The organism is Dehalococcoides mccartyi (assembly GCF_001889305.1).
Lineage (GTDB): Bacteria > Chloroflexota > Dehalococcoidia > Dehalococcoidales > Dehalococcoidaceae > Dehalococcoides > Dehalococcoides mccartyi_A.
Genome location: NZ_CP013074.1, coordinates 325,025 through 339,150 on the forward strand (window position 1 = coordinate 325,025; position 14,126 = coordinate 339,150).

General features: G+C 40.0%; 12 protein-coding genes and 1 riboswitch. Of the genes, 2 read left to right on the top strand and 10 right to left on the bottom strand.

Features of this window, described 5'->3' with window-relative positions:
* Positions 1-61: 61 nt before the first annotated feature.
* The 4 genes from ASJ33_RS01760 to ASJ33_RS01775 all read right to left on the bottom strand — a co-directional run bounded on the left by ASJ33_RS01760 (position 62) and on the right by ASJ33_RS01775 (position 2,464).
* Entirely contained in the window at positions 62-1,246 is a 1,185-nt protein-coding gene (locus ASJ33_RS01760; RefSeq protein WP_041330562.1) for an NAD(P)/FAD-dependent oxidoreductase, read from the bottom strand.
* Positions 1,247-1,443: 197 nt separating this feature from the next.
* The gene (locus ASJ33_RS08615) at positions 1,444-1,860 is read right to left on the bottom strand and encodes a zinc ribbon domain-containing protein (protein ID WP_335582862.1); all 417 of its coding nucleotides are present in this window, start codon (positions 1,858-1,860) and stop codon (positions 1,444-1,446) included.
* A complete protein-coding gene (locus tag ASJ33_RS01770) occupies positions 1,802-1,981 on the bottom strand; it encodes a zinc-ribbon domain-containing protein (protein ID WP_023651874.1) in 180 nt (59 codons plus the stop codon). The genes ASJ33_RS08615 and ASJ33_RS01770 overlap by 59 nt, the downstream gene beginning before the upstream one ends.
* Before the next feature lie 159 nt (positions 1,982-2,140).
* Entirely contained in the window at positions 2,141-2,464 is a 324-nt protein-coding gene (locus tag ASJ33_RS01775; RefSeq protein WP_023651876.1) for a zinc-ribbon domain and TM2 domain-containing protein, read from the bottom strand.
* A gap of 346 nt (positions 2,465-2,810) precedes the next feature.
* A riboswitch (cyclic di-GMP riboswitch) is annotated at positions 2,811-2,895 on the top strand.
* Positions 2,896-3,001: 106 nt separating this feature from the next.
* Between ASJ33_RS01775 and ASJ33_RS01780 the strand changes: the two genes are divergently transcribed.
* The gene (locus ASJ33_RS01780) at positions 3,002-4,963 is read left to right on the top strand and encodes a DUF7507 domain-containing protein (RefSeq protein ID WP_023651878.1); all 1,962 of its coding nucleotides are present in this window, start codon (positions 3,002-3,004) and stop codon (positions 4,961-4,963) included.
* 741 nt (positions 4,964-5,704) lie between these two features.
* Here ASJ33_RS01780 and ASJ33_RS01785 read toward each other — a convergent pair.
* The 6 genes from ASJ33_RS01785 to ASJ33_RS01815 form a co-directional block, all read right to left on the bottom strand.
* Positions 5,705-6,178 carry a hypothetical protein gene (locus tag ASJ33_RS01785; protein WP_148311290.1) on the bottom strand — a complete coding sequence of 158 codons (474 nt, stop codon included), beginning with the start codon at positions 6,176-6,178 and terminating at the stop codon, positions 5,705-5,707.
* A gap of 76 nt (positions 6,179-6,254) precedes the next feature.
* Entirely contained in the window at positions 6,255-7,451 is a 1,197-nt protein-coding gene (locus ASJ33_RS01790; protein WP_041330571.1) for a 4Fe-4S binding protein, read from the bottom strand.
* Positions 7,452-7,513: 62 nt separating this feature from the next.
* A complete protein-coding gene (locus ASJ33_RS01795; protein WP_041330573.1) occupies positions 7,514-7,804 on the bottom strand; it encodes a hypothetical protein in 291 nt (96 codons plus the stop codon).
* Between the two features lie 30 nt (positions 7,805-7,834).
* Positions 7,835-9,397: a reductive dehalogenase gene (locus ASJ33_RS01800; protein WP_052465191.1), complete on the bottom strand. Its 1,563-nt coding sequence runs from the start codon at positions 9,395-9,397 to the stop codon at positions 7,835-7,837.
* 1,663 nt (positions 9,398-11,060) lie between these two features.
* Entirely contained in the window at positions 11,061-11,732 is a 672-nt protein-coding gene (locus tag ASJ33_RS01810) for a response regulator transcription factor (RefSeq protein WP_041330576.1), read from the bottom strand.
* 8 nt (positions 11,733-11,740) lie between these two features.
* Positions 11,741-12,985: a PAS domain-containing sensor histidine kinase gene (locus ASJ33_RS01815; RefSeq protein ID WP_072555569.1), complete on the bottom strand. Its 1,245-nt coding sequence runs from the start codon at positions 12,983-12,985 to the stop codon at positions 11,741-11,743.
* A 391-nt stretch (positions 12,986-13,376) separates the two neighbouring features.
* On the opposite strand from ASJ33_RS01815, the gene ASJ33_RS01820 reads away from it, so the two are divergent.
* The gene (locus tag ASJ33_RS01820) at positions 13,377-13,970 is read left to right on the top strand and encodes a YkgJ family cysteine cluster protein (protein ID WP_041330578.1); all 594 of its coding nucleotides are present in this window, start codon (positions 13,377-13,379) and stop codon (positions 13,968-13,970) included.
* Positions 13,971-14,126 lie beyond the last annotated feature (156 nt).

Consider the following 14,126-nt stretch of genomic DNA (forward strand, 5'->3'; position numbering starts at 1 on the left):
AAACTGTATGACTATATAGGACATAATGATAAATGCGGGTAATAAATAAGTCAATAGATTTTTAATTTAAACCGGCTATGTAGCCTGAAGCCCAGGCCCAGCCCAGATTATAGCCGCCGCGTACCCCGTTTACGTCCAGTACCTCACCCGCCAGATACAGCCCTTTAACCAGTTTTGATTCCAGTGTTTGAGGGTCTATCTCCCCGGTGTCTATGCCGCCGGCAGTAAATTCGGCCTCATTCCAGCCGCGGGTACCAGAAACCTCAAACCGCCAGTTTTTTAGTTTGGCAGCGGCTTTGGCGGGATTGTTTTTTTCAAACAGCTGTTTAAACGCCAAGCAGAGCTTGTTGGGAAGTATGCCGGTCAGCATTTCCTCCGGGCTTTGCCCTGTTTTTTGGCGGTTTAAAAGCTCTGTTTCCAGCTGTTTTTGTTTCATGAAGGGTATCAGGTCTGTTTCAATGGAGACATCTTTTATATCCATGCGGTTTATGGCCAGTGAAATCTCCTGGCTTATGTCCAGTATCAGGCTGCCTGACAGGCCGTATTTGGTAAAGAGCAATTCACCGTCAACCGGAGTGCCCGCTTTACCTCTGATACGGCTTTGAGCGCGAGCAATTATGCGTTGTCCCTGAAGCAGGTGGCAGAAGGGGTCTTTGACTACCAAGGGTACGGTACTGGGTACAGGTTTGATAATATGATGTCCCAGTGAAGCTGCCAGTTTATAGCCGCTTCCATCTGAACCGAAAGACGGGTAGGTGCAGCCTCCCCCGGTCAGGATAAGGCTTGGCCCTGTCTGCTGTCTGCCATCTGCCGCTTGCAGGCTGAACCCGTTTTGAGTTTTGCGGATAGACAGGCAGTCAAAGCCGTACTCCACTTTTACCCCCAGACGCTGTATTTCCATTTCCAGTACTTTCAGTACCGAAGCAGCCTGGTTGGTAAACGGAAAGATGCGGCCGTCCTGTGAATAATAGTGAAGCCCCAGTTCAGAAAAGAAATTTAGTATCTCGTTCCGCCCGAAGCGGCTGAAAACGGAATTTACCAAAGGTCTGGCTTCGGGGTTATAAAAGCTGGAATCCAGCTGTTCGTTAAGCAGATTGCAGCGTCCATTGCCGCTGGCAAGTATTTTTTTGCCTAGCTGGGCAGTTTTTTCAAGGATAATTACCGGTTCACCACGGCGGGCTTTACTGATGGCGGCTGTCATGCCGGCAGCACCTCCGCCAATAATCAAGGTTGTTGTCTGGGGCATTTTTAAAGAAGCCTCTCTAATATTTGTCATCCGGGGTAGTTCAGGTTTAGCTTATTATACACCAAAGGCCGGACTTAACTTTTGGCGGAGTGAGTGATTGATTCTCAAGTATATCCGTTTGATAGGGGTGTGAGGCGGGTTCACACCGCACTAGGTAAAATGGGTAATGCTTGTGAATATATAACGGCAGAGACAGCTTATCCGACAGATATTTTCTGCCCGCAGTTCGGGCAGAATACTGCCTCTGCTGCCAACTCACTACCGCATTTGGTACAGTACCGCCCGTTTGTACTTGACAAACCTGTATGCGGGGAACAGGATTTCGCTAAAGGAGCAGGTTTTGTCGGGTTTTTAGTGTAGTTTCTTATAAGCAGAAATGACCCTAAAAGCATAATCAGAGATGGAAGTCCGGTGGCAAAGAAAAACATCAAGGCTGCTTTTGACTCGTTCTCATTCAGACAGTTGATGAGGTTTTGGGCTGAAAAAACAAGCAGGGGCAATCCCCAGAACCCCAGCAATATACCCAAAATCAGCCTGACCATAATTCCAACCCTCTTAGGGTTTTTCAGGATTGCACAGTTTCTTTGTACCGCAAACCGGGCAAAACTCGGCATCTGCTGCCAGTTTCTGTCCGCACCGGGTGCAATACTGAACCCCTTTGTTTATTTCAGTTATACCCAGCGGCTGATTTCTAGCATGTTTTTTATCCAGCTTGTTAAATAATTTTATCAGCACCTATATAAGGGTTGCGGAGATCGCTATGAGCATGATAATTATTATTAATTCCATCGGTCATATCTTGGGCATGGCACTTCCTTTCTGTATAAAGAGCGGCTATACCGTATGTGGTAAATTAATTCGGTTTGTTATATAGTCGTAAAATTTGTGTATGTATCAATCTCTCAGGGGTATACCCTTGGCATCCTTCTCAAATGAACCGGTAAGTATAAGAATACCTTCAATAAAGCCCCAGATAGAGCCTATACCCAAGGTAACAATGCTGACAATGATTTGGGCTATACCTATACCCACGAAACCCAGATAGAATCTGTGTACGCCGATGCTTCCCAGAAACACCCCCAGCAAACCGGCTGCAATTCGAGATTTGCGTTCAGGGTATTCCGCTGCGGTCATTTTACCGGTGTGGATATGGTTGCCGCAGGCAGGGCAAAAGGATACGCTTTCATCTACTTGTTTGCCGCAGTTGGAACAGTACATGTTTTTCGCCTTTATATTTTTATTGTAAACATTATAAACTCGGCGATATGTATTAACAAGTACACAAAAGATAATAAAACGGCAAAATATTTGGTTTGTGCCAGCAGGTATTCTGTTTGAATTTGCCCTGAAGATTCTGCTTATGCAGTTAACTGCTTTTATACCTAAGCTGTACTATACCAACCCGGGTATTATAAGTGTTTATGGTATCCGGTTAAATCATTAACAAGGGCTATGGGCAAAGATTTGGCAGGATATAACAGTGATAAAGTATAGTAATTAAAATATAGTATTAGTTATATTGACTTTGCATCTATTACAGGCCAATAATGGTAGTGGAGTAAGCAAAATTAAGGGAAGCGTTGAGCCGCTACCCATATTTGGTTCACTCGGATAGCGGGGAGCTAATAGTGAAACCGGCCCTTTAGGGGTCGGTTTTATTTTTTGGGAATTTTGCGGATTCCAAAAGGAGGTGTAGTGGATGAGTGAGGTTGCAGGGAGTATCTGGACAGCAATTTAAAGGAGGGAGAGCATATTATGAGAAGAGCACTATCGATATTGCTTTCACTTTCAATTCTGGTAAGCTTGGGGTTGTTTTCCGCTGTACCCGTCAGTGCGGCAATAGTGAATGTCTCTATAAGTAGCGGCACTTCAACTGAAATAGTAGGCGTATACAATAAAGCCGGAGGGGGATCGGTATACGTTGACCTAAGCACTTCACCTCTCAGTGCTGTGCTTGCTCAGGAACCTAAACCATATCCTACCGGCTATGTGACCGAACCGCCTGATATTTTGGGTTCAGTATGGGATACCGGGACCGGCCTGTATTTTCAATCTACCAATCCCGGGGCTGACTGGATATGGGAAACCCAGAGAGCTGAAGGCCCAAGCAGTTATGATGTCAGCAACCCTCTGTATGATGCCGCCGCTTATACCAATGGACGGGTAGTGGTATTTGAGCAGCACTTTACCCTTGACGGCACACCCCAGGCAGGTACTTTGCATATAGCGGCAGACAACTGCTGGGAAGTATTTATTAACGGCGTTTTTCTGGCACGCTCGTCTACTGCCAAAGTAGCTGGATGGGAGCTGACTAACCTGCATGAATCCTATGTGGCTACAACCGGGTGGCAGGCGGTAGGGCATATTGCGGTGCCGGATACCATGCTGGTAACTGGTGAAAATACCATTACAATTCTGGCGGCAAATGAATATTTCTGGTCAGACGACGGCAACAGCCCGTCTCCTGCCCTCAGACTTAGCCCATATTATCAATATAATCCGGGAGCATTAATCTTTAAACTAGATGTGGGCTATGAAGAATTTGTAGCCGACCCGGGTATCCAGGTAGAGAAAGCGGGTTTACCCGTTTCCGCTACTGAAAACACAACCATAGATTATACCTATACTGTTACCAATACCGGCAATGTGCCGCTTTCATCTGTGGCTGTAGTTGATAATCTGGTCTCTCCTGTTACCTACCAGAGCGGTGATGAAAATACTGATGGCCTGCTGGACTTGACCGAGATATGGATATTTACCGGCAGCTATCTGGTACCATGGTTTACTGCCGGGCCGGTAGATAATACCGCAACGGCTGAGGGATATTGGGATACCACTAAAGTTACTGACGAAGATACCTTTAGTGTTCCTATACTGCATACGCCGAATATAGAGGTGGATAAGACCGGACCGGCTAATGCAGGTTATTTTGAGCAACTGGATGCCGATTATACCTATACCCTGACAAATATCGGCAACTGTTCGCTGGATGTTGATCTGACCGATGACCAAATTGCCGGGTTGTTATTTACCGGCGGTGATACTAACGGCAACGGGTATCTGGAACCGGGTGAAATATGGACATTCATCGGTTCAGACCTGATTGTTTGTGAAGGTATTACGGAATTATTCTTTACCAATATAGCTACTGCAATCGGTACTGATGCCACTGGTGCAACTGACAGGGATACCGATGATTGGACGGTGACTATTTTCCAGTGGCAGCCGCGTACTATCGGCTATTGGGGAAACTGGGATAACCACTGGTCAATCGGTTGTATTACGGATATTGTTAACCGAGTAAACGCGGATTCCGCCTATTTCAGCACCTTAACCGCAGAGCAGATAAATATCCTGTTATTGTCAGCTGACCAAAAAGGTAAAATGACTCAAGATAAGGCTCGCATTTTGGTGCAAAAGCAGCTTTTGGCTGCCTGGCTGAGTGTTGAGTCATACATAGGTGCTACCGATGGTGATTCAGAAACCTGCGGTACACTTGATGCGGCTATGAGGCCGGGTGCAACAGTGTATCTGAGTAAATTTGCCGGTGCGGAGGCCCTTTTTGGGGCATCCAGTCTTACTGTAGCACAGGTACTGGCGGCAGTAGATGCTGGAATGAGCACCTGGACTCAGAATGAGCTGCTCATTGCCAAGGATGTACTGGATATGATGAACAATGCCGAGAATAACGGCTACTTCATGTTCATGGCACCCTGACGTAAATTTGGTGGTCTGATAAAACAAAATACAGGGCAGCAACTGCGTAGTTACTGCCCTGTATTCATTACACTTGCGGTTTTCTTAACGGGTATGCCACATCTAGATTAAACCATATTGATACCTTTGGTGGAGCTGAGGGGATTCGAACCCCTGACCTCCTCCTTGCAAAGTTGAAAAGTTTTATTTCGTATCTCCAGGGGTAGTTAAGTTTATGTTTATTATAACAAATTTACATTCGTATTATTTGGAAATTGTAGACGTCAGATTTCTAAGATGCCGAAAAGTTAAGGTCTTTTTGAAATTAAAATATGGCTAAAATCGGAAGTTATGGTTAATATACTTCCGAAAACAAAGTCAGGCTTTCAGCCTTGTAGAGTGGCAAATCATCTTTTTGTCCGGTATGGGTTAAATTATGCCATTGCTGCTACATTATTAAGCACCTCTTTGAACATTTGTTTCTCGGTCTACTCCAATCTAAATGTCTTACAGTGGCGATCAAGATCTGCATCATAAGTAAGCATCTGACAAAATACACTGAAATCTCTTTGCTAATGTTTGTTGAGTCGAGGGAGTTGACTGAGGTCTGAACAGTGGCTAGGGTTTATTGGAGTCGAGTGATTTAGTGTGTAAAATCTCATAGTATTTATAAAAGTGCGCTCATTTTAATTTTATAAAATAGGTTGTATTCTCGGGACAAGTGGTTTGGATTCTCAATCATCATAATTATTTACCTCTGTATTATATTATAATAAAATCTATTTTAGCTTTTTCGATTAAATCTGCATAAATTATGACTTGATAATTGCCAGGTCGGAAACTATTCTGAGGTTTTTTTAGTGATATCGAAAAAGGAACAGGTGTTCCCGGATATACAGATTGCCATTCATCTATTATTTTGGTTTCAAATATCCAGACAACAGATATTACGACTTCTTCGCAGCACCTTATTGGGAATTCTCCTACCCAGAACGTAAAGAGTATGGCTTTAGAGTCAGTGTTGAAAACTGTTGAAGGTTCGATAGGTAAACCATCATCATTTATTGCTGTACTGAGGGTAGCATCGATCTGTGTTTCCACTGCTGTATAGCAGGTAGTATCCTCAACTTTACTTTGTTTTGAGGAGCAACCCAATAATCCTCCTAAAAAAATGAATATAATTATAGAAAATACAGCATTAATTATTGCCATTCTATCTTGGATTAGATGTTTCATCTAGACAGTACCTCATAAGCTTTGCTAATGATAGTTACAATACAACATATAGTTGTTAATACTGTGAATATTAATATTATGTTCTTTGTTGAGTTGCTATGTGTTGTTTGAATATTCGTTGCCATAGTTTTTTACTGCCTCCACGTAATTGGATTGTTAAATCAAGAATTGCTCCTACAGGGCAAGCATAAAGACACCAAAAATTGTGAATGATAGTAGCGGCTATTATCGTTACCATAACTAGCATCCACGAGAAAGCTGATCCACTAAATGGGAATAAGGTATTCCATGGCTCAAAGACAGTCACGGAAGGATTCTGAAGTAATAAAGCTAAGAAGATTGATAACCAGAGGAGCCAATACCTTAATGACCTAAGTCTTTTTGACCATTTAAGATCTGGACGGATTGAGATTTTAGTTATAAGGTGTAAACCTTCTTGGATTGCAGAGAATGGACAAAGCCAAAAGCAATAATAATTCTTACCAAACAAGATCGCTAGTATTAACACTCCAAACATCAACACATAAATCCATAAGCTACTTGTCCAATTTCCTACATTCCCTAGTAATAAAGCTGTAAAATTGGTTAGACTGAGTGGTATCACTAACCACATTCCTAATACACCTAGCCCAAATCCAAGCGTTAAGAATCGCAACCACGTGTAGTTTTTAAAGGAACGGATCGTACGTAAAAAGAAACTGGAAACTAGACCAGTCAGTACCATTACTTCAGATATGCCAAATTTTACAGGCATTACTGGTTCCGGATAAGGATGGCCCATTTGTTGGGATAGCAAAGCTCTTCCTAGACTCACTCCCTTTGCGACCCCTTTTGAAGATATGGTAGATCCAGAAACTGCATTAATATCTTGATCAATTATAAGTGGTTCTGTGTAATTTCTGCCAAGATATTGGTCAAAGTATTTTTTTTCATATAAACTATCAAACCAGGCTGCATCTTCGTTATAATTTGGGATAGATATATTCAGGATAACTCCGTCGGTAGACCAACCAAGAACAACTGTCATTGGTCCCCCATAGCCTTGGCTTTCAGTGATTGTGATATAGCCTACAATTGCTTCATTTTGAATAGCCGCATACAAATGGCCTGATCCCTGAATATCATCTAAACGCTGAAAAGAAGATGCACTAGGTTGTGCTTGTTTGAGATATGGTTCTTCATTGACATCATTAGTGACTATGCCTATTAAAGCAGCAATAATTAGACTAATAATGGCTACTAAAGGGACATATTTTATCCTAAAATTCAACATAAATCATGTATGCCTTTTTTGAGAGCTTGGCAGTCTCTGATCTGCCAAGCTCTCTGATCAGATTACTGAGAAGTGCTGTTGCCCATTTTGTTTCGGCGCCAAACTGATAGAAATGCGATTAATAAGAATATAATTCCCAAACCACCTATAACGAGTAGTCCCATAAAGGCAGCACTGGGTAATCCTTCCCAGAGCTCACCTAACGTATGTTGGTAGGAAGCACTGACTAAAGCTATCCCTATTCCACCAATGAGCCAATCATGCCACCTTACCGAGATATTACGCGAATTAAGCCACCAGATCAATCCTGTAAGGCCTGCTCCTAAGATAAATGCATAGATAACATCTAACATAACGAACTCCTTTTTTAAGTTTAGTATTCATCAAGTATATGGTTTACGGAATCTTGTCCCAATTGTAGTATCCAGCCCACCGTATGGTCTGATTTCATCCCACCATTCTTCAGGATCTTCAATATGACCATATCCGAAAATCTTTGCCATATTGAACATGAAACCATCAAGAATAGGGGCGTTAGCCATCGCAGCTCGTGCAAAATCATGTATCCATGAAGTAGAACCTTCACCAAATGGGCAATTGGACATACAATTATCGCAACCACCAACTGATAAACGATGTTGCATACATTGTTCAAGATGGATCATATATTTCTTGGCACCTGCGCAATTTGCTTGGTTGTGAAGTTCCCAAGTGGGTTCTTTATCCATAGACAGAGCTTGGTAAGGACAGGCTGTAGCGCATTTATTACAGGTATGACAGAAGCGGAAAATGCCTGAATCAATAGGCTTAGAAGGAGCGACTGGTAAGTCAGTGACAAATATTATGGTACTACGAATCATGGTGCCCCACTCTGGAATAATCATAGGGTTCATTCGATTAAGTTCACCCATTCCAGACCAAACACCCCATGGTGTCACTGGCCCTAGACCTCCAGTACCACCGGCAATACATCCATATCCTAATGTTTTCATAAATTTCTGAAAACGGCGCTGGACTATAGCCAAATTACCATAAGCTTGAGCTGTAGCAGCACGAGCTAAGAAATTACCGCGCTCCTTAATCGCAGCTGGGCCTCTCCTAGTTAGATTAGGGTCTTGTGCCACTGCGCAACATATTATGTTGGTATATTTATTTGGAATAACTTTTTTAAAATCAGTTGTATAAGGTTTATCTACATCTTCAAATTCTATATTCCGTGTTGGGCTTGCGGTACTGCCGAATAAGTATTTTGGTTCCATATACGTGCTACCAAATAACATAGCTCCACCAGGCCTGGATTGTCCAATGCGAGGATCTTTAGGATCATCAATTACTGGTCCCTCGTAGTCACGCCCACGGAGGTAGAAATACTTTCGGAAATTAGCATCAAATATTTGACTAAAGCCTACAATATTAGCTCCGTAGAGCCTTAGTGCGGCGGTAACAATTTTACTAGCTTCTTCAGGTGTCCCCTGCCACTTACTGCACCCCAATTGTTCTGGTGCTTTTGCAAAGGGATCTTCCTTGAAGTATTCTGGGAAATCTCCAGCCCCCGAAGACCACGCGAATTTAGATCCCTCATGCAAAGCAAAACTTTTTAAATCAAGTCCAGGTTCGCTACCATTCAGCAACTCTTTTTGCATGCTTGCTTGTTTTGTTTTTAGACGATCGACTTCGCTCTGGCCAATATATTTGTCTATTGTGCCATAAATGAGACGGGTAGGCATGTCAAAACGTTCAGTCAGGTCCCAATCAATTTCTACAGTGGGTTTGTCGGCTTCTTTAATCCACCATGGTTGTTTTACTTTCCAAGTAGAGGTGCTCATTACCTCATCCATGTCATGGAATATTGGGGTACTGGCAGCCACGGCTCCCAGGCCTGTTCCTGCCAGGCCAATCCCCTTCATGAAATCCCGGCGAGAAATCGTAGAATGTTGTATTCTCATTAATAATCTCCTTCTATTTGACATTCTGGGAATCTTATATCTGGCTTTTTAAGTGTCTATCACCTCCCTTATTTTTAAACATACCTATACCCAATTATCGGTATGACCTAACTATTGTATGCAACCATGGTTAATAAATAGTAAAATTAGTAAATAAATAGGTGTATACTAAGCATATTCTGGTAAATCTATTAGCATTTATGTGCAAAAACATAATCTAAGAAAGGTTTTTCACAGCCAGCTATAAGTTGATTGGTAAAATGTGTTGTATAATGCCAAATGGTTTCAATAGGTAAACCCCGTAAATTTAGTAGTAGGGTATAACCATTGAGAACCAAATTTAGATTCACGGAAGAGAGCGGTTTGAAACATTTGCGACATAGGACATATAATCCCGCAATATATAGAAAGAACTCTCATGCACTTTTTGCCTGCAGCCAGATTTCAGGCATTAGCCTGCACAAACAAACAGAGGAACAAAAGACCCAGAATCTGGATTGCCAGAAACTTTACAAGAAATATAAAGCTATATTTGAATGCAGTGGAGACCCCATTGTTATAGCTGAAATAAAGGGTACTGATTCTCGTGGTAAAATAAATTGTTGAGGTCAATGAAGCACCCATTAACATTTCCGATACTCCCAAAATGAACTACTTTCACATGACACTTCTTTTCTTCACCCCGAAGAAGAAGTAAACACATGCACTCGTATTAAGTCCAATTTAAAATACTCTGTTTTATCTATCAGGCTTGATCTAATATCAGAACATCTATTGTCAAACTAATTATGTATTACATCTAAATAATTCCTGATTTTCTATTGATGAATATCTGAAGAATCAAATATTTTTCATTGATATTAAGCCTAGCTCACTTAATAAAGCCAACACCAGAAGTTGCACAATTGAATCATCACTAGACCAATGTTGTGTTTATTCCCTGCCACGGATAAAGAAATATTTACGTTGCATATAGTAATCTTGATTGAAAAACCTGTATACTTCTCAGTATTTCAATCTACATATTCTAATAATAGTAATTATTACACTCTATTTATCGCATATGCGATACAATCTATATGCAATTAGTCTTCTTTTAACTACCGCACTAGTGAACAGAAAGTTTTAATTCTTTTACCTGCACCAAACTCAAGTAATACTGAATATAATTTCAGAATTGTGTAGATGATTTAAATGAAATTGGATGGTAACACTTAAAATGTTTTGGTCGAAACCGCTACAAAATACAGTGGTAAGCACAATTATTTAGATGGGGCGGTTTATATGTATTTCTATCCATTAGGAATATAGGAAACACGGTTTATTATTCCTTAAAACGAGTCTCATTCCATATTGTATTGAGGAAGGATAAAGAGTCAGCCGGTTTACCCCCGTTGTATTGTCAAGATTTATACGTATAAGTTATTAGATTTTTGAATGTAAACCATGTATATAACTTTGACAATCATATTTGATAATAACAAGTGAAAATCAGCTGTAACCTGAGGATAAATTGAGTTTGAATTCATTCAAATCTAGGTTTACAGAACTTAATAAAAAGGGTGTTTATTATTAGGTCATTTAGAACAAGCGATTATTCATACACATAAAAACATATCAATTACATCAATATATCGGTTTTTGTTTTAAATGACCATTGAAGTTAAGGATTTCTTAGGAAGTATCCTAGCCCAGAACGATTTACTATTACTGATGAAATATTCGTTGTTTTTTCTATTTTGGTCCTTAGATACTGGATATGCACTTTTAATTTTTTAATATTCTCTTCATTATCTTCTCCCCACAAACACTCTGTAAGTTGGGTATATGTGGCTGTATTGGGTGCAACCATAATAAGTTTTTCAAATATCAAACTTTCATAAATGCTAAGATTAATCTTCTGATCTTTTATGTGGATGGTTCTCTGTGTCTTATCAAAACTTATATTTCCAAAATTGAAGTTGTCGATAGCCTTCTTACGAACTAATGCTTTAATTCGAGCAATTAATTCCATTTTGCGGGGTGGTTTACTTATAAAATCATTCGCTCCTAATTCTAAGGCTTTCACAACATCTAATTCGTCTGTACGAGCAGTAATTACTAATATAGGGATATCTGTAAAATAACGTATATCTTTGATCACTTCGAATCCACTTATATCAGGTAAACCAATATCTAATATAATAATCTCTGGTTGTATTTTTTCCACATTCTGAATACCCTGCTCACCGCTTTCGGCTATGGTAATTTCCGCACCAGGCCAACTAAGCTTAAAAATAGAAAAAAATACGTCAGCAATCTTAATATCATCTTCGATAATGAGGATTTTATCCATGCTTCTCCTTATTGTGTGTTACAAATTGGTAGCACAATTGTAAATTTACTGCCCCAACCTAATATACTCTCTGCTTTAATCTCGCCGTTGTGGAGTTCCACTATTTTTTTTGCCAGTGATAAACCAAGACCCAATCCATCAGACTTGGTTAACACATATGGTTTAAATAATTTCTGAAGATCTTCATCTGAAATTCCCATGCCGTTATCCATTACATCTATGATTATCTCATTGTCATTAGTTGTACAAATGAGAATAATTTGCCCTCTTTGAGGGCTAAAAGTTATCGAATTATTAAGGAGATTTATCAGTACCTGTTTTAATCTGTAGGCATCAGCAAATATCAGAGGTAAATCCGGACTGAAAAATAATTTTAAGGTTAAATGCTTATAATTCAAATTGGGGTAAAACAACCCAGACAATTCATTAACTAATTCATCCAGATATATCCATGAACGCGTTATCTTTAATATACCTACTTCCCCTTTAGCCATATCATACAGTTCATTTATTCTTGCAAGTAATTCCATACTGGCAATATTAATATTATTAGCCATCTTCTTTAGTTCGCCATCTAGATTATCTTCCAAAACCTCGCTGTTAAGCACAATAGGGGTAAGCGGCGTTTTTAATTCGTGTACCAGCGCTTTATAGAATTCAGTACGTTGCCGGATTTGGTTTTCAAGCTCTTGACGAAGATTCTGTTCTGCCAGATGAAGATTACGTGATCTTTTTTCAAAAGTTTTTCTTTCAGATATGTCTCTGATAACCGCAATAGCTATAGGTGGTTCATCAATGGCAATCAGGGTAGAGTGTATTTCTACATCTACTATACGGCCATCTTTGCATTTGTGCCTCGCCTCAAAAAAGACATGGTGATTTTTCATTAATTCCTGTCCTACCCAAGGTAACAAAGTGTTTACTTCTTCTTCGGGGTGAAGAAAAGAAGTGTCATGTGAAAGTAGTTCACTTCTGGAGTATCCGAAATGTTTAATGGCTGCTTCATTGACCTCAACAATTACTCTACCACGAGAATCAGTACCCTTTATTTCAGCTATAACAATGGGGTCTCCACTGCATTCAAATATAGCTTTATATTTCTTGTAAAGTTTCTGGCGATCCAGATTCTGGGTCTTTTGTTCCTCTGTTTGTTTGTGCAGGCTAATGCCTGAAATCTGGCTGCAGGCAAAAAGTGCATGAGAGTTCTTTCTATATATTGCGGGATTATATGTCCTATGTCGCAAATGTTTCAAACCGCTCTCTTCCGTGAATCTAAATTTGGTTCTCAATGGTTATACCCTACTACTAAATTTACGGGGTTTACCTATTGAAACCATTTGGCATTATACAACACATTTTACCAATCAACTTATAGCTGGCTGTGAAAAACCTTTCTTAGATTATGTTTTTGCACATAAATGCTAATAGATTTACCAGAATATGCTTAGTATACACCTATTTATTTACTAATTTTACTATTTATTAACCATGGTTGCATACAATAGTTAGGTCATACCGATAATTGGGTATAGGTATGTTTAAAAATAAGGGAGGTGATAGACACTTAAAAAGCCAGATATAAGATTCCCAGAATGTCAAAACAGGCAACTGAAGTTACTTGAATAGAATGGAGGTGTATAGTGCATGGATACTCTAAAACCATTCGCTCAATCATTTACGCCTACCGAGATCTCATCTTACAAGTTACTTACAGCCGATTATGATAATTATTGTCAAGATCAAATGTCTACACACTGTATGGCTGTAAAATTCAATTTTAAAACTTGTCAGCGTTGTGGATATTGTTGCCTTTGTTATCCTTGTATTCCCAGACCTGATGAAATTAAACCAGCCTCGCTATATTTAAAAATTACTGTTTCTGAATTGATTAACGAATTTATGGTAGTCGATACTGCTGATTGTTGTACCTTCTTTCTACGATGGGCAAAAGAGGGGCAAGAAGATATCACGGGTGCTCGCATTCCTCCGTGGAGAATATATGACCGTGGTTATTGTATTCTGTTTGATAAAGTGACACAAGGATGTCGTATTTATCCTGTCCGCCCATTGGAAGCCAGAACTATTAAGTGTTGGGATTCCAATGCAAGAAAAGATAAAAAACTCTGGGGTATGAACGCATGGGGACAAGGCGATATTTATAAGTTTTTACCTGATTTTAATCCCAAATATTTCAGGAAAAGTAGAGTAAATCTCAGTCTACCACATTTACGGTTGTAACACCCAATATAGCTAATATAACATGATAAAATAGGCTAGCAGGAACTGCATAGGGAATTAGGGTAATATTTATATATAGAAGTTCTGCCTATTGTTACCCATAGTCATTAAAATTGAAGCTAAGTGGGGCTAAGGTGTTAGTAGGTAGAACTCTGA

Bases quoted from the DNA above. Each gene is read 5' to 3' on its own strand.
- ASJ33_RS01760 (WP_041330562.1), bottom strand. From the start codon at position 1,246: ATGCCCCAGACAACAACCTTGATTATTGGCGGAGGTGCTGCCGGCATG.
- ASJ33_RS08615 (WP_335582862.1), bottom strand. From the start codon at position 1,860: ATGCCGAGTTTTGCCCGGTTTGCGGTACAAAGAAACTGTGCAATCCTG.
- ASJ33_RS01775 (WP_023651876.1), bottom strand. From the start codon at position 2,464: ATGTACTGTTCCAACTGCGGCAAACAAGTAGATGAAAGCGTATCCTTT.
- ASJ33_RS01780 (WP_023651878.1), top strand. From the start codon at position 3,002: ATGAGAAGAGCACTATCGATATTGCTTTCACTTTCAATTCTGGTAAGC.
- ASJ33_RS01785 (WP_148311290.1), bottom strand. From the start codon at position 6,178: ATGAAACATCTAATCCAAGATAGAATGGCAATAATTAATGCTGTATTT.
- ASJ33_RS01790 (WP_041330571.1), bottom strand. From the start codon at position 7,451: ATGTTGAATTTTAGGATAAAATATGTCCCTTTAGTAGCCATTATTAGT.
- ASJ33_RS01795 (WP_041330573.1), bottom strand. From the start codon at position 7,804: ATGTTAGATGTTATCTATGCATTTATCTTAGGAGCAGGCCTTACAGGA.
- ASJ33_RS01800 (WP_052465191.1), bottom strand. From the start codon at position 9,397: ATGAGAATACAACATTCTACGATTTCTCGCCGGGATTTCATGAAGGGG.
- ASJ33_RS01810 (WP_041330576.1), bottom strand. From the start codon at position 11,732: ATGGATAAAATCCTCATTATCGAAGATGATATTAAGATTGCTGACGTA.
- ASJ33_RS01820 (WP_041330578.1), top strand. From the start codon at position 13,377: ATGGATACTCTAAAACCATTCGCTCAATCATTTACGCCTACCGAGATC.